General features: G+C 72.5%; 14 protein-coding genes. 2 read left to right on the forward strand and 12 right to left on the reverse strand.

Annotated elements, in window-relative coordinates:
* Window positions 1-48: 48 nt before the first annotated feature.
* The 6 genes from HD593_RS31045 to HD593_RS31070 are packed head-to-tail and all read right to left on the reverse strand — an operon-like array spanning window position 49 to window position 5,074.
* Window positions 49-288, reverse strand: coding sequence for a hypothetical protein (locus tag HD593_RS31045; RefSeq protein WP_185105531.1), 240 nt, complete (start codon window positions 286-288; stop codon window positions 49-51).
* 14 nt (window positions 289-302) lie between these two features.
* Window positions 303-1,961 carry a sodium:solute symporter family protein gene (locus HD593_RS31050; RefSeq protein WP_185105532.1) on the reverse strand — a complete coding sequence of 553 codons (1,659 nt, stop codon included), beginning with the start codon at window positions 1,959-1,961 and terminating at the stop codon, window positions 303-305.
* Window positions 1,962-1,991: 30 nt separating this feature from the next.
* Entirely contained in the window at window positions 1,992-3,047 is a 1,056-nt protein-coding gene (locus HD593_RS31055; RefSeq protein ID WP_185105533.1) for a ferritin-like domain-containing protein, read from the reverse strand.
* A gap of 33 nt (window positions 3,048-3,080) precedes the next feature.
* Window positions 3,081-3,359, reverse strand: coding sequence for a WhiB family transcriptional regulator (locus HD593_RS31060; RefSeq protein ID WP_185105534.1), 279 nt, complete (start codon window positions 3,357-3,359; stop codon window positions 3,081-3,083).
* Window positions 3,340-4,104 carry an alpha/beta fold hydrolase gene (locus HD593_RS31065; RefSeq protein ID WP_185105535.1) on the reverse strand — a complete coding sequence of 255 codons (765 nt, stop codon included), beginning with the start codon at window positions 4,102-4,104 and terminating at the stop codon, window positions 3,340-3,342. The genes HD593_RS31060 and HD593_RS31065 overlap by 20 nt, the downstream gene beginning before the upstream one ends.
* 7 nt (window positions 4,105-4,111) lie before the next feature.
* Window positions 4,112-5,074 (reverse strand): alpha/beta hydrolase, encoded by a 963-nt coding sequence (locus HD593_RS31070; RefSeq protein ID WP_185105536.1) that lies wholly within the window; start codon window positions 5,072-5,074, stop codon window positions 4,112-4,114.
* 434 nt (window positions 5,075-5,508) lie between these two features.
* On the opposite strand from HD593_RS31070, the gene HD593_RS31075 reads away from it, so the two are divergent.
* On the forward strand, window positions 5,509-6,168 hold the full coding sequence (locus HD593_RS31075) for a sigma-70 family RNA polymerase sigma factor (RefSeq protein ID WP_185112237.1): 660 nt from the start codon (window positions 5,509-5,511) through the stop codon (window positions 6,166-6,168).
* Between the two features lie 235 nt (window positions 6,169-6,403).
* On the opposite strand, the gene HD593_RS31080 is transcribed toward HD593_RS31075, so the two are convergent.
* The 6 genes from HD593_RS31080 to HD593_RS31105 all read right to left on the reverse strand — a co-directional run bounded on the left by HD593_RS31080 (window position 6,404) and on the right by HD593_RS31105 (window position 13,319).
* Window positions 6,404-7,123, reverse strand: a complete 720-nt coding sequence (locus tag HD593_RS31080; protein ID WP_185105537.1) for an alpha/beta fold hydrolase — start codon at window positions 7,121-7,123, stop codon at window positions 6,404-6,406.
* A complete protein-coding gene (locus tag HD593_RS31085; protein WP_185105538.1) occupies window positions 7,120-8,868 on the reverse strand; it encodes a ferritin-like domain-containing protein in 1,749 nt (582 codons plus the stop codon). Before HD593_RS31085 ends, HD593_RS31080 begins: the two co-directional genes overlap by 4 nt.
* Complete coding sequence (locus tag HD593_RS31090; RefSeq protein WP_185105539.1) at window positions 8,858-9,862, reverse strand: class I SAM-dependent methyltransferase; 1,005 nt, start codon at window positions 9,860-9,862, stop codon at window positions 8,858-8,860. Before HD593_RS31090 ends, HD593_RS31085 begins: the two co-directional genes overlap by 11 nt.
* A gap of 2 nt (window positions 9,863-9,864) precedes the next feature.
* Window positions 9,865-10,623, reverse strand: coding sequence for an SDR family oxidoreductase (locus HD593_RS31095; RefSeq protein ID WP_185105540.1), 759 nt, complete (start codon window positions 10,621-10,623; stop codon window positions 9,865-9,867).
* Window positions 10,624-10,731: 108 nt separating this feature from the next.
* Entirely contained in the window at window positions 10,732-11,550 is an 819-nt protein-coding gene (locus tag HD593_RS31100) for a universal stress protein (protein ID WP_185105541.1), read from the reverse strand.
* A gap of 38 nt (window positions 11,551-11,588) precedes the next feature.
* Window positions 11,589-13,319 (reverse strand): L-aspartate oxidase, encoded by a 1,731-nt coding sequence (locus HD593_RS31105; protein ID WP_185105542.1) that lies wholly within the window; start codon window positions 13,317-13,319, stop codon window positions 11,589-11,591.
* Between the two features lie 163 nt (window positions 13,320-13,482).
* Here HD593_RS31105 and HD593_RS31110 point away from each other — a divergent pair, with 163 nt between their 5' ends.
* On the forward strand, window positions 13,483-15,138 hold the full coding sequence (locus HD593_RS31110; RefSeq protein ID WP_185105543.1) for an acetolactate synthase large subunit: 1,656 nt from the start codon (window positions 13,483-13,485) through the stop codon (window positions 15,136-15,138).
* Window positions 15,139-15,168: the final 30 nt, after the last annotated feature.

Genomic DNA, 15,168 nt, shown 5'->3' on the forward strand with positions numbered 1-15,168 from the left:
CGCCGCATCACGGGCGGCGTCCGGGCCGTCGCATCCCCCCCAGGATGGTCATTCGATGAGGACGGGCCGCAGGCGCGCCGAGATCGCGAAGGCGGCCGCGACGACCACCATGCCGATGCCGGCCCACAGGTTGGCGTTCACGTCGCCGGTCTTGGCCCGGTCCGCGGCGGTGTCCGCGACGAACCCCATGACGATCAGTACGACGCCGTAGAAGCCGATCAGTCCGGCGATGACGACGCGGATGTCGAACGCGCCGACCTTGCGGGATGCGGGCTGGTCGTCGGTCATGTGCCGGTTCCCCTTCATCGGAAGATCACGTTGAGGACGGTGACGAGCACCAGGGAGATGCCCGCCAGCTTGGCCGGCGCCCGGTACCAGGGCAGCCGGGCGGCGGCCGGGTCGGTGCGCTGCGCCTTGGGCGTCTCGGAGTAGACGAGGCCGTTCAGGTCCGCCGCCGGTTTCGGCGCGGTGACCAGGCTGACCAGGATGCTGACCGCGAGGTCGGTGACGAACGCCACGCCCGCCGAGACGAAGGCCGCGCCCTGCCCGGGCAGCGAGATCAGGCCGGTCTCGTTGGCCAGCCAGACGGCGATCGCGCCCAGCGTGCCGGACACCAGCCCCACCCAGCCGGCGGTCGCGGTCATGCGCTTCCAGAAGATGCCCAGGATGAACGTGGCGAACAGCGGCGCGTTGAAGAAGCCGAACAAGGTCTGCAGGTAGGTCATCAGGTTGCCGTAGCCGGCGGCGATGAACGCGGTGCCGATGGCCAGCACCGTCGCGCCGACCGTGGCCCACCGGCCGACCTTCAGGTAGTAGCCGTCGGAGCGGCCCTTGACCACGTACTGCTGCCACAGGTCGTAGCTGAAGACGGTGTTGAAGGCGGAGATGTTGGCCGCCATGCCCGCCATGAACGCCGCCAGCAGGCCCGTCAGGGCCAGGCCGAGCAGCCCGGTGGGCAGCGTGTCGCGGATCAGCAGCAGGATCGAGTCGTTGTAGGTGACCCCGGCGGCCGGATCGCCGGCCTTCAGCCGCATCACCTCCGGCACCAGCACCCCGGCGATCATGCCGGGGATGACCACGATGAACGGGATGAACATCTTCGGGAACGAGGCGATGATCGGCGTGCTGCGCGCGGCCGTCATCGAGCTGGTCGCCATGGCCCGCTGGACCTCGACGAAGTTGGTGGTCCAGTAGCCGAAGGAGAGCACGAAGCCCAGCCCGAACACGATGCCGATCACGGACAGCACCGGGTGGTCGAAGCCGGCCAGCGCGGTGCCCGGCCACGAGCGCAGCTGCCCGGGGTCCTGGATCCGGTCGATCAGCCCGCCGACACCGCCGACGCGGTGCAGCCCGATGAGGGTGAGCGGCAGCAGCGCGGCGACGATGACGAAGAACTGCAGCACCTCGTTGTAGATGGCGGCCGACAGCCCGCCCAGGGTGATGTAGCTGAGCACGATCACGGCGGCCAGGATCAGGGCCACCCACAAGGGCCAGCCGAGCAGCCCGTTGACCACGGTGGCCAGCAGGAACAGGTTGATGCCCGCGATCAGCACCTGGGCCAGCGCGAAGGTGATCGCGTTGACCAGGTGCGCGCCCGGGCCGAAGCGGCGGCGCATGAACTCCGGCACGCTGCGCACCTTCGACCCGTAGTAGAACGGCATCATCACGACACCGAGGAACAGCATGGCCGGGACGGCGCCGATCCAGTAGTAGTGCATGGTCGGCATGCCGTACTCGGCGCCGTTGGCCGACATGCCGATGACCTCGACGGCGCCGAGGTTGGCCGAGATGAAGGCCAGCCCGGTGATCCAGGCCGGCAGCGACCGCCCCGACAGCAGGAAGTCGAGACTGCTGGAGACCCGCCGGCGCGCGGCCACCCCGACCAGCAGGACGACGGCGAAGTAGACGAGGATCAGCACGTAGTCGACGAGCCCGGCGCCGATCCTCAAGGGGTTGTCCACGGAGGTTTCTTCCTTTCCGGGCGCGGACGCTTACGAGCGTGAGTCCGGCGGCACGTAGTCGAAGGTGGGACCGGCCACGGTGCCGTCCCCGTCGGGCAGCTGCATCAGGGCGGCGGCCTGGCCCTTGAGCGCGTACATGGTGCCGACGGCGGCGCCGAGCAGCTTCGGGTCGCCGTCGAAGGCCTGCTCCAGCTGGTTCAGCAGGGTGCAGTAGGTGCGGTTGAACTCCTCCTGCGCCGTGCGGACGGCGCTGCCGGGGGCGTGGTCGGACAGCCGCGGGTTGGGCCGCATCGGGCGTACGGCTGACAGGTTCACCGAGATCCGCTCGCCGGTGGGGCCGGACTTCGGGGTGTCCCCGCGCTGGTAGCGGCGCCCGAGCTTGAGCTCCATGAGGCGGAAGTAGTGGGCGACCTCGTCCCGTTCTGGGTGGAAGATGTCCTGGTCGCCGTCCCAGACCTCGCCCCTGGCCGTGCCCTCGCCCTGCTCGACGATCTCCTCCAGCGCTCCCAGCGCGGACTCCAGGTCCTCCACCGCGAACAGCGCGCCCCCGGTGTGCCGGAAGTGGGTGCCGGCCACCTGGCGGGCGGGGTCGCCGGAGAAGACCGCCCGCTCGCCGAGCTGCTCGCACAGGTGGCGCAGCCCCTGCTCGACGGCGTCGTAGAACTGGCCGATGGTCTCGTAGCCGTCGCCTTGCGGCGGTGCGCCGGGAGGCGCCGGCTGTTCCAGGCGCAGGAACATCTCCAGCGCCTCGGGGCCGAACGGGAGCAGCGACAGCTCCAGAGGGCTGTGCGGCAGCCGCCGGGGATGGGCCGGCAGCATCTCCGGCATGTCCAGGCGTGGCCGCCCGCCCACGGCGTTGAGCAGGTTCGCGGCCAGGGCCAGGTGCAGCATCTCCTCGGCGAAGACGCTGCCCACCACCTCCACGGCGTCGGGGTTGCGCTCCGGGTCCAGCGAGTACAGCGCGCACAGGTACGGCGGCAGCGTCGCGTGCTCCAGCTCGATCGCCCACTGCAGGTGCTGGCGGAGGCTGTCGAGGGTGTCGATCCGGGCGGGCCCGGGAGCGTCGACGCTCTCGAGGTTCTTCATCGGGTGTCCTGTTCTGGGTGTAGGGAAATGGGGTCAGGCCGTGGCCTGCGCCTGGCGGGTCCGGATCCGGCGGCGCTCCTCCGGAGTGGTGCCGCCCCACATGCCGTCCGGCTCGCCGGTGCGCAGCGCCCAGTCCAGGCAGATGGCCTGCACGGGGCAGGCCCGGCAGATGCTCCGCGCCTGCTCGGCGCGCTGACCGGCCTGGTCGTCCCAGACGATCGGGAAGAACAGGCCGGGGTCCGCGTCCTGGCAGGCGGCGCGGGCGGTCCAGCGCAGGGGCGAACGGGGCTCGTCAAGCCGCTGAACGGTCATGGTCTCCGCCTCGTAATGCCGGGTGCCGCCAGTGCTCCTCCAGGGCGATCGCCACCTGCTGCGGCCGCTGCAGCAGCGGCCAGTGGTTGCAGTCGACGAACTTGATCACGCGTTCCGCCCTGATCGCCCGGCCCAGCTCGTCGGCGAACGCGACCGGGCAGGCGGGATCGCGCGAGCCCCAGATCACGAGGCTGGGCGCGGTCACCTTCGCCAGCTCGGGCTCCCATTCGGCGCCCATGCGCAGCGCGGAGCGGTAGAGCCGGAGGATGCTGTCCTTCATCGGCGCGTCCACGTGCCGCACCATCTCCTCGGCCAGGCCGGCGGGGACCTCGAACCCGTTGACGAGGTCGGCCGCGAAGCCGTCCGGCGTCAGCTCGGCCATGAACCGGTCACCCGTGACCGGGTCCTGCCAGATCCTGGCCAGCGGGTGCCAGGCGTAGCGGGCGCTGATCGGGCCGTTGCCGCCCGCCCAGGTGCGTACGAGGTCGGGGCGCAGGGACGCGACCCGGGCGGTGAGGATGCAGCCCCAGTCGTGGCCGACCAGGTCGACCGGCTCGCCGACCTGCTCCAGGCGGTCGATCAGCCAGTCGGCGTACTCCTCCTTGGTGCTGCCGAAGCCGTCCGGGCGGGGGGCGCCGAACCCCGGCAGGTCCCACGCCTCCACGTCCGTACGCTCCAGGTGCCGGCGCACGCCCGCCCAGACGCGGTGGGTGTCGGGGACGCCGTGGATGAGGATCGCGGGCACGGCGGCATCAGCTCCCCGCGCTGCCGGCGCTCAGCGCGGCCTTGAGCACCTCGATGGCCTGGGCGGTGGCGGCGCGCGCGGCCTGGGTGTCGCGCACGGGGTTGAGCATCATGAAGTCGTGCAGCGTGCCGTTGTAGCGGATGCTGGTGGTCGGCACGCCGGCCTGGGTGAGCTTGCGGGCGTAGGCCTCGCCCTCGTCGCGCAGCACGTCGTTCTCGTCGACGATGACGAACGCGGGCGGCAGCCCCGCCAGGTCCTCCAGCGTGGCGCGCAGCGGGGAGGCGGTGATCTCGGCGCGCTGGGCGGGGTCGGTGGTGTAGGCGTCCCAGAACCAGGCCATGCCCTTGGCGGTCAGGTGGGGGCCGTCGGCGAACTCGCGGTAGCTGCCGGTGTCCTGGCCGGCGTCGGTGACCGGGTAGTACAGCGACTGGTGCACGAACCGCACGTCGCCCCGCTGCTTGGCCATGATCGTCAGTGCGGCGGTCATGTTCCCGCCGACGGAGTCGCCCGCCACGGCCAGCCTGGTGGCGTCCAGGCCCTCCGTCGCGCCCTCCTTGACGATCCACTGGGCGGTCGCGTACGCCTGCTCGATCGCCACCGGGTAGCGCGCCTCGGGCGAGCGGTCGTACTCGACGAACACCAGCGCCGCGCCCGTCCCGGCGGCCAGCTCGCGCACCAGCCGGTCGTGGGTGCCCGCGTTGCCCAGCACCCAGCCGCCCCCGTGCACGTACAGCACCGCCGGCAGTACACCCGTGGACCCGGCGGGCTTGACGATCCGGACCCGCACGTCACCGACCCCGGCCGGCACGGTGATCCACTTCTCGTCCACGTCGGGCTTGTCCACCTGCCCGGACTGCACGCCGTCCAGCAGCTTGCGGGCGCCTTCCGTGCCGAGCTCGTACACGAACGGGGGCTTGGCCGCCGCCTCCGCGAACTCCTGCGCCGCCTGCTCGAGAACGTGGTCGCTCATGATCTTCCTCTCGCTGGTGGCCGGCCCCTCGGCCGGCCCTCGCCCCCTTGGACAGGACGGCGACGGCGGTTCGTGACACCGGAGGTTGCCGAGCGGCCGGGGCCGGGGAAGGCCCGGTATTGCCGTTTCCCGTCCCAGCACCCAGGATGGGCACCGGGCCTGCGGCCACCTGCCGCCACGGGCCCGCATCGCGCCCGGCCCGCCAGGGCCCCCAGGGGGTTCCACGCCGGCCTGACAGGCCCTCTGACCAGGCGATTCCGCGGTCGCGGGCCAGTACCCCCGGGCCACCCCCGGACCCCCTAGGGAGTCCCGGGGTACCCGGGCCAGGGTGTCGACCACGGGGTTCCCAGGGCGCGACGGAAGGGTCCGGACAGCGACCGTCATCACAGGGCATCCGCCGGATGCCACCTGTGAACGGAGTTGAGACCGTGACCATGAACCTCCTGGAATCGCGCAGAGACCACGGCGAGCCGATCGACGACCGGCCGGCGGCCGGATGGGACGGGGCCGCCGCGACGTTCGCCAGCGCCGCGCCCCGGCTCTACGCGATCGGCCTGCGCGTCCTGCAGGACGTGGGCGAGGCCGAGGACGTGGTGCAGGAGACCTGGCTGCGCTGGTCCCGCGCCAACCGCTCGAGCGTCGTCAGCCCTGCCGCGTTCCTGGCGCTGACGACCACGAGACTGGCCATCAACGTCACCCAGTCGGCCCGCAAGCGCCGCGAGACCTCGGCCGGCCCCTGGCTTCCCGAGACGCCGGACCACTCGGTCAGCCCCGAGACCGCGGCCGAGCGGCACGAGGCGGTCGACAGCGCGATCAGGCTGCTGCTGGAGCGGCTGACCCCCGCCGAACGAGCGGTCTACCTCCTGCGGATCGCCTTCGACTACCCCTACCGCCAGATCGGCGAGGTCCTGAGCCTGACCGAGGACCACACGCGGCAGCTCCTGCGCCGCGCCCGCCAGCACCTGGCGGCCGGGCGCGTCCACCCGGTGAGCACGGCCGCGCACCAGCGCCTCGTACGGACGTTCCTGGCCGCCGCCCAGACCGGCGGCCTCGCCGACCTGGAAGCGCTGCTGGCCGCCGACCTCGCCCGTTAGGCCCCGGGAACACCCGCGCCCGACAGGCGCCTGAGAACGACCTCGCCCCCCAAGCGCCCGGAAACGCCGAAGTGGCATACCCCCCACCACTGGCAGGACCGATGACGGCGGTCACGAAGACCCATCTGCCGCCGGTCCGCAGGAAGTACAGCCACCCCCCATCGGATCAGCGCCCGCGAAACGCGAAAACGCGGCCCGGGCGCTGTTCACGCCACGGACCGCGTTTCCCCCCTGATCAGCCGTCGGTGGTGCGGACGGCCTCGATGATGGTCTCCGTCACGGCGTCGGGCTCGGAGGCGGCGAGCGCGTGGGAGGCGCCGGCGACCTCCCGGGTGCCGCGCGAGCCGGCCCGCTCGGCCATGAAGCGCAGTGCCGCCGCCGGGATGTTCAGGTCGCGCTCGCCGTGCACGAACCACGACGGGATGCCGCGCCAGGCGGGTTCGGCCACCGTCGGCTCGTCCCGCAGCGCCCGCTCGGTGACCGGCCGCTGGGTCGCGGCCATCAGCGCGGCCTCGCCGGCGTCCACGTCGGCGCAGAACTGGTGGTGGAACTTGGCGGGGTCGATGCGGAACTCGTTGCCGCCGGACGCCACCGGGTACGCGACCAGCGCCTCCCCCAGCGTGCTGCCCTCGAACTTGGCCGACAGCAGGAAGGCGCTCTCGCCCGGCTCCGGGGCGAAGGCGGCGACGTAGACCAGGGCCCGCACGGCCGGGTCGCCGGCCGCCGCCTGGGTGATGACCATGCCGCCGTAGGAGTGGCCGACCAGGACGACCGGGCGGCCGAGGCCGGCGATCACGTCGCGCACGTACGCGGCGTCACCCTCGACGTCGCGCAGCGGGTTGGCCACCGCGACCGCCTCCAGCCCGTGACGGTGCAGGCGCGTGATGACCCGGTTCCAGGAGGCCGATTCGGCGAAGGCGCCGTGCACCAGCACGACGACGGGCTGTTCGGTCATGATGTCGTTCCTTCTTTCGTGGTGGGGTTGGTGGTGGCCGGGGCGGGTTCCTCGCGGAAACCGATCTCCCGGTGGGTGCCGTCGCACAGCGGTTTGTTGCCGGAGTGGCCGCAGCGGCACAGCGTCATCCGGTTGCGGGTCTCCAGCGGCAGGCCGTCCGACCGGACGACCGGCACCTTGCCGGTGACCCACAGCGCGCTCGCCAGCCCGTTCTCCTCCTCCAGGACCGAGACGGCCTGCGGGAGGTCGGCCTCGATCGTCTCGCCGCCGCGTTCGAGCGCGTAGCTGTAGGAGCCGGAGGGGCAGTGGTCGATGCGGCCCATGATGTTCGAGCGCACGTCGCTGTCGGCGGTGTCGGCGAGCATGGCGGCGATCGGCCTGGTGCGGCCGATGCAGAAGGCGGCGTGGACGCACAGCTCGCCCACCCGCTGCGCCGAGATGCCGACCCCGTCGTGCACGTGCTGCAGCTCCCGGTACGGGCGCATGACCTGGCTCTCCGTGCCGTCGAACCCGATCACGGCGTGCGTCCCGTCGCAGAACGGCTTGCTGCCGGAGTGGCCGCACCGGCACAGCGCGTAGGTGTCCTCGGTCTCCAGCGGCTCGCCGGTCTTCCAGGTCAGCGCGTCGTTCCCGGAGGACACGATCTTGCGCTTGCGGCGCAGCGGGACGCCGCCGTACACGACGTACGGGCCGTCGCGCAGGACGACGATGCGCCGCTCGTCGCCGGTGCTCCACCCGCGGCGTTCCGGCGCCACGTAACCGAAGACGGGGCCGGCGCCCGCCTCCATCAGCGCCAGGGCCTGGGCCTTGAGCGCGTACATGGTGCCGGTGGCGACCGCGAGCAGCCTCGGGCTGCCGTTGAACGCCCGCTCCAGCAGGTGCAGGACGGCGCAGTAGGTGTGGTCGAACTCCTCCTGGGCCCTGCGGACCGGGCTGCCGGGCTCGGCCGGGCGCGGGTTGGGCGGCATCGGGCGCACGCCTGCCGGATCGACCGTGATCGGCTCGCCGGTGGGCCCTGACTCCGGGGTGTCGCCGCGCCGGTAGCGCCGGCCGGACTTGAGCTCCTGGAACCGGTAGTAGTGGGCGACCTCGTCCCGTTCGGGGTGGAAGACGTCCTTGTCGCCGTCCCAGACCTCGCCGTGGGAGTTGCCCTCGCCCTGCTCGACGATCTCCTCCAGCGCCGCCAGCGCCGACTTCAGGTCGTGGACCGCGACGAGGCGGCCGGCGGTGTGCCGGAAGTGGCCGGCGTGCACCTGGCGGGCCGGGTCGCCGGAGAAGACCGCCCGCTCGCCGAGCCGGTCGCACAGGTGGCGCAGCCCCTGCTCGATCGCGGCGTAGAACTGGCCGATCGTCTCGTAGTCGTCGTCCTCCGGCGCGGCGCCCGGCGGCGCCGGCCGTTCCAGGCGCAGGAACATCTCCAGCGCCTCCGCGCCGAAGGGGACCAGCGACAGCTCCAGGGACCTGTCGCCGTGAGGCAGGCGCCGCGGATGGGGCGGGAGCATCCGCGGCGAGTCCAGCAGTGGCCGGCCGCCGACGGCGTTCAGCAGGTTGGCGGCCAGGGCCAGGTGCAGCATCTCCTCGGCGAAGACGCTGCTCACGATGTTCGCGGCCTCCGGGTTACGCTCCGGGTCCAGCGAGTACAGCGCGCACAGGTACGGCGGCAGTGTCGCGTGCTCCAGCTCGATCGCCCACTGCAGGTGCTCCCGGAGGCTGCCGAGCGTGTCGATACGCGCCTCACGCGACATGGTCGTCCGGCCGCCGGCCGTCCTCCAGCACCTCGACCGCGTCGAGCAGGCCCCGCAGGCCGATCTTCTCGCGTTCGGCGTCCGCCGGGTCGAACAGCCACTCGGTGACCGGCAGGCCGGCGACCTCCTCCGGGCGGCTGGCCTCGACCAGGCTCACCTCCGCCTCGACCTCGATCTCCAGCTCGTGCAGGAAGTCGTCCTCGCCGGTGCTCATCATTCCTCCATGGGTGGCTTGGGTGGACGTCCGGCTGACCGCGTGGATCAGTTGCACGCTGATCTGGCCGGACGCGAACAGGTGGGTGAAGCGCTCACCCTGGTGGGCCGCCAGCGCGTAGGCCGGATGGGCCCGGTGGCGGGTGGCGACGACCGCCGCCACCTGCTCGGCCCGCCGCGACCAGGACAGCGGCGCCCGGCCGGGCAGCCCGGCCTGCTCGACGAGCTCGAACCCGGCGCCGGCGAGCAGCGCGCGCAGCTCCGGCAGGGTCGGGAAGTGGTTGCCGTCCGGAGCGGGCAGCGTCCGCCGGCCCCGGGCGACGACCACCAGCAGCCCCAGCGAGGCTCCGGGCTTCAGCACCCGATGGATCTCCCCGAGCACCGCGGCCTTGTCCCGCACGGTGCACAGCACCCCGAGGCACCAGGCGGCGTCGGCCGACCCCGTACGCAGCGGAATCCGCCTGCCGTCGCCCGCGATGACCGGCAGCCCGAACAGCCGGGAGGCCGCCCGGCCCGCGGCCGGCATCGGCTCCAGCAGGATCGGCCGGACCCCGAACCGTTCGGCGGCCCAGGCCGCCGGGCCGCCCGCGCCGGCGCCCACGTCCAGCAGTGTCATGCCGGGGGACAGCTCGCACGCCTCGGCCAGCCAGGCCAGCGCGGCCGGGCTCGCGCTGCCTCGGCAGGTGGCCGGGATGGCATGCCGTCGTCCGAGTTGCTCGACGGCCTCGGCGGTCCAGCCGGCGACCTCGTCGAACTCGGCGACCATCGCCGGTGCGGTCACACCTACTTGCCCGAGCCGGAGCGGTCGAGCCAGTCGCGGTAGGTGACCGTGCCCAGGACGGCCTGGTCGTCGAGCGGGACGAGCGACCGCTCGGTCACCTCGCTGCCGAAGTAGCGCGCGTGCGGGTCGGTGACGACCTCGCGGGTGTCGCCCCAGGCGGCCAGCGCCTTGCGGAAGAACTCGTCCATCCGGTACTGCTGGGGCCCGGCGATCTCGACCCTGCCGTTCAGCGGCGTGCCCACCGCGGTCCTGCCGACGGCCTGGGCCACGTCGTCGCCCGCGATCGGCTGGAACAGCACCGGTGCGATGTGCACCTTGCCGTCCACGGTGGCCTCGTCGGCGATGCCGCGGGCGAACTCGAAGAACTGCGTCGAGTGCACCAGCGAGAACGGCACCCCCGACTTCTCGATCAGCTGCTCCTGGGCGATCTTCGCCGCGAAGTACCCGTTCTCCGGCATCCGCTCCGTGCCCACGATCGACACCGCGACGTGGTGGCCCACGCCCGCCGCCTTCTCGGCCGCCAGCAGGTTGCCGGTGGAGGTCTCGAAGAACTTCAGCACCGCGGCCCGCTCGAACGACGGCGAGTTCGACACGTCGACGACCACCTGCGCGCCTTCCAGCACCTCGGCCAGGCCTTCCCCGGTGAGGGTGTTCACACCGGTGTTCGGCGCGGCCGCGACGGCCTCGTGGCCGTGCTCGCCCAGCTTCGCCACCAGCTTCGACCCGATCAGGCCGGTGCCGCCGATCACCACGATCTTCATGCGGATTCCTCTCTCCGTCCGCCGGGTCACCTCGTTGCCACCCGGTCGCCAGCTAAGACCGGACAGCCCCGCTCGCTCGTGACGGCTGCCGGGAAATTTTTCCCGGCCTCATCCGCCGACCCGGATGATCGCCACCGGGCAGCCGGCGTGGTGCAGCACGTTCTGGCTGACCGAGCCGTGCAGCAGCGCGCCGAGCTCGTGGCGGTGGTGCGAGCCGACCACGAGCAGGGACGCCTGCGCGGCGGCGTGCGTCAGCGCCTTGCCCGGGTGTCCTGCCAGGGTCTCCTGGTCGATCGTGACCGTGGGGAACCGTTTGCGCCACCGGGCCAGGTCCTCCTCGGGCAGGGGCGGGTGGCTCCGGTCCGCCGGTCCGCCCGTGCCGGCGTGGGCCAGCAGGAGGGGGTCGGCGGTCCTGGCGGCGTGCGCGCAGGCGAAGGCGAGCAGGTCCTCGCTCTCGCCGGGGTCGGCGACGCCCACCACCACGGGGCCGCCCGGCTGAGCGGAGCCGCGTACGACGACGAGGGGGCAGGCGGCCTCGGCCGCGAGCCGGGCGCCGACCGAGCCCAGCAGCAGGCCCCCGACCTGGCCGAGCCCGCGACTGCCCACGACGAGCAGCTCCGCCTCGCGCGAGTGGTGCAGCAGCGCGCCCACCGGCTCGCCCTCGGGCAGCGCGGTCGTCACCTCGACCTGGGGTGCGACGGCCCGCGCGCGGGCTCGGGCGGTGTCCAGGACCCGTTCGGCGGCGTGCCGAAGGCCGCCTTCCCGCGGCCCTCCCGGCGCGGGCCCCAGGGGCACGTTGAGCAGGGGCCAGATGAAGGCGTGCACGATGTGCAGCGGCCGCTGCCGGCGTCCGGCCTCGGCGGCGGCCCACTCCACGGCCCGCAGGCCGTCCTCGGAGTCGTCCACGCCTACGGTCACAGGGGTCATCGCGGTCGTTCCTCTCCAGTTGCGTTGCCGGTCACCGGCTATTCGACGAGCTTTCCCGCGGTCGAGACCTCGCGCATGAGCGCCGCGATCGCCGCGGGAACCGGCGGGATCGGCTCGCGTTCCACCGCTCCGGGGCCGGACCACACGAGGTTGACCTGCAGCTCGGGGTCGAGCCGCGGGTAGTCGGAGCGGTTGTGGCAGCCGCGGGTCTCGCGCCGCTCCAGCGCGGACTCGATCGTGGCGCGCGCGGCGAGCGCCGCCGACTTCAGGTCGAAGGCGTGCGCCAGGTCCTGGAAGCCGGCCAGGTCCGGGTGCACGCCCACGTCGGCCATGCGTGCCTCCACGGCGGCCAGCTCCTCCAGGCCCTTCAGCAGGCCGCTCTCGTCGCGCACCACGCCCGCGTGCTCGGTCATGACGTCGCGCAGCGCGCGTTGCAGCGCCCGCACGTTCTCGGGGCCGTCGGCCGCCAGGAGCTCGTCCACCTCCGCCCGAGCCGCCTCGACCGCCTCGGCCGAGCGGCGGTGTTCCTCCAGGCCCGCGGAGTGCTCGGCCGCCGCCTGCCCGGCGAGGCGGCCGTAGACCAGCAGCTCGATGAGCGAGTTGCCGCCGAGCCGGTTGGCGCCGTGCAGGCCGCTGGCCGCCTCGCCGATCGCGTACAGGCCGCCGACCCCGGTGCCGTGGTCCTCGGGGCGCACCCAGACGCCGCCCATCGAGTAGTGCGCGGTCGGCGCGATCTCGATCGGCTGCCTGGTGATGTCGAGCATCTGCAGCTCCAGCAGCGTCTGGTAGACGCGGGGCAACCGGGTCATGATCGTCTCGCGCGGCAGGTGCGACACGTCCAGCCAGACGCCGCCCGCCGGGGTGCCGCGGCCCTGCTTGATCTCGGTGTACGCGGCCAGCGAGACCCGGTCCCGCGTGGACAGCTCCATCCGCTCCGGGTCGTACCGCTCCATGAAGCGCTCGCCGAGCCCGTTGCGCAGGATCCCGCCCTCGCCCCTGGCCGCTTCCGAGACGAGCGTGCCGGCCGCGCTCTCGGGCGCGATCAGGCCCGACGGGTGGAACTGCACCAGCTCGGCGTCCCGGATGCGGCAGCCGGCCAGGACCGCCAGGCGGAAGGAGTCGCCGGTGTTCTCGTCGCGCCGCGAGGAGGTCCGCCGCCAGATCCGGGTGTGCCCGCCGGTGGCCAGGATCACCGCGTCGGCGTGGATGACGTACCGGCTGCCGTCGGCCAGGTCGAACCCGTACGCGCCGAACACCGTGCCGTCGCGGACCAGCAGGCGCGTGACGTACACGGTGTCGAGGACGGGGATGTCGAGCTGGGCCGCCCGGTTGATCAGGGTGCGCTGGATCTCCAGCCCGGTGTAGTCGCCGGCGTAGGCGGTGCGCCGGTAGCTGTGGGCGCCGAAGAAGCGCAGGGAGATGCGCCCGTCCTCCTCCCGCGCGAACGGCATCCCGTACCGCTCCAGGTCCTCGATGCCGCGCGCGGCGCCCTCGGCGACGATGCGCACCGTCTCCGGGTGGGCGAGCAGGTAGCTCTCCTTGAGGGTGTCCGCCGCGTGCTGCTGCCAGGTGTCCTCGGGATCCATCGTGGCCAGCGCGGCGTTGATGCCGCCCGCCGCCAGCGTCGTGTGCGCGTCCGCCTTCGGCCGCTTGCCCACGGCCAGCACGCCGACCCCGCGCTCCGCCAGCTCGATCGCGGCCCTCAGCCCGGCCCCTCCCGTGCCGATCACCAGGACTGACGTGGCGATCCTGTTCTCCAGCGCATGCATCTCGTGTTCCTTCTGACCGCGTCGGCGATAGCACTTCGGAAGTACGACCGGATGACGGGCACGATTCGTGACATCTTTACGGACCTGTTCTCCTGCCCCGGAATGAATGTCCTCCCTTCCGCGCTCCACCGAGTGCAGTCGTTCATGGAAGAAGGCGTTTCGCATGGCAGCGCAGGCCGACGCGGCCCGGCTCATCGTGCAGGCTCTGGAGGCGGAGGGCGTCGAGTACGTCTTCGGCATCCCGGGCGAGGAGAACATCCACTTCGTCGACGCGCTCAAGGACTCCTCGATCCGGTACGTGCTCGTCCGTCACGAGCAGGGCGCGGCGTTCATGGCGGAGATCTACGGCAGGCTGACCGGCAAGGCGGGCGTGGCCTCGGCCACCCTCGGGCCGGGGGCGATCAACCTGCAGCTCGGCGTGGCCGACGCCACCACCAACAGCACGCCGGTGGTGGCGATCACGGCACAGGTCGGGCTCGACCGCATCTACAAGGAGTCGCACCAGGTGGTGGACCTGGTGTCGCTGTTCCGCCCGATCACCAAGTGGTCGGAGCTGGCCCCCTCCGCGCGGGCACTGCCCGAGCTGATCCGCAAGGCGTTCAAGACCGCCCAGACCGAACGGCCGGGCGCCGTCTACCTGGCCATCCCCGAGGACGTCGAGTCAGCGCCCGTCCCCGGCGGCCTGCGCCCGCTCCCGGTGAACGTGGTCCGCCCCCAGGACCCCTCCCCCGCCCAGATCGCCCGCGCCGCCGACATCCTGGCCACCGCGCGCAGGCCGATCGTGCTGGCCGGGCACGGCGCGACCCGCGCGGGGGCCGCGCAGGCGCTCGTCCGGTTCTCCGAGCGGCTGGGGCTGCCGGTGGCGACCACGTTCAACGGCAAGGGGGTCTTCCCCGACGACCACCGGCACGCGCTGGGCGCGGTGGGCTTCATGCGGCACGACTACGTGAACTTCGGCTTCGACGAGGCGGACGTGCTGATCAGCGTCGGGTACGAGCTGCAGGAGTTCGACCCGGTCAAGATCAACCCGGAGCGGGACAAGAAGATCATCCACATTCACCGGTTCCCCGCCGAGGTGGACGACCACTACCCGGTGGCGGTCGGCGTGCACGGCGACATCTCGCGGTCGCTGCACGTGCTGGCGGACGCCGTGCACCGGCGGTTCGAGATCAACGGCACCGGCGAGAAGGTCCGCCGCCTGCTCCGGGAGGAGCTGGAGCAGGGGCGTTCTGAGGGCGGTTTCCCGCTGTCGCCGCGCCGGGTGGTGGCCGACATCCGCGAGGCCATGGGGCGCGAGGACATCGTGCTGGCCGACACGGGCGCGGTGAAGATGTGGATGGCCCGCATGTATCCGACGTACGAGCCGAACACGATGCTGGTCTCCAACGGGCTGTCGTCGATGGGGTTCGCCGTGCCGGGCGCGCTGGCGGCCAAGCTCGCGTACCCGCGGCGGCGGGTGCTGGCGGCCACGGGCGACGGGGCGTTCCTGATGAACTCGCAGGAGCTGGAGACCGCCGTGCGGGAGCGGGTCCCGTTCGTGGTGCTGGTGTGGGTGGACGACGCGTACGGGCTGATCGAGTGGAAGATGGACCTGGAGCTGGGCCGCGACTCCAACGTCTCCTTCGGCAACCCCGACTTCGTGAAGTACGCCGAGAGCTTCGGGGCGCGCGGCTACCGGATCGAGAGCGCGGACGAGTTGCTCCCGACGCTGCGCAAGGCGCTGGCCGACGACGTGGTGTCGGTGATCGCGGTGCCGGTGGACTACTCCGCCAACCTGGAGCTGACCGACAAGCTGGGCGAGCTGACCGGCCCCTTCTGAGCGGCGGCCTGGGCGGGCTCGCCCTGACCC

The sequence above is a fragment of the Nonomuraea rubra genome, assembly GCF_014207985.1.
GTDB classification, from domain to species: domain Bacteria; phylum Actinomycetota; class Actinomycetes; order Streptosporangiales; family Streptosporangiaceae; genus Nonomuraea; species Nonomuraea rubra.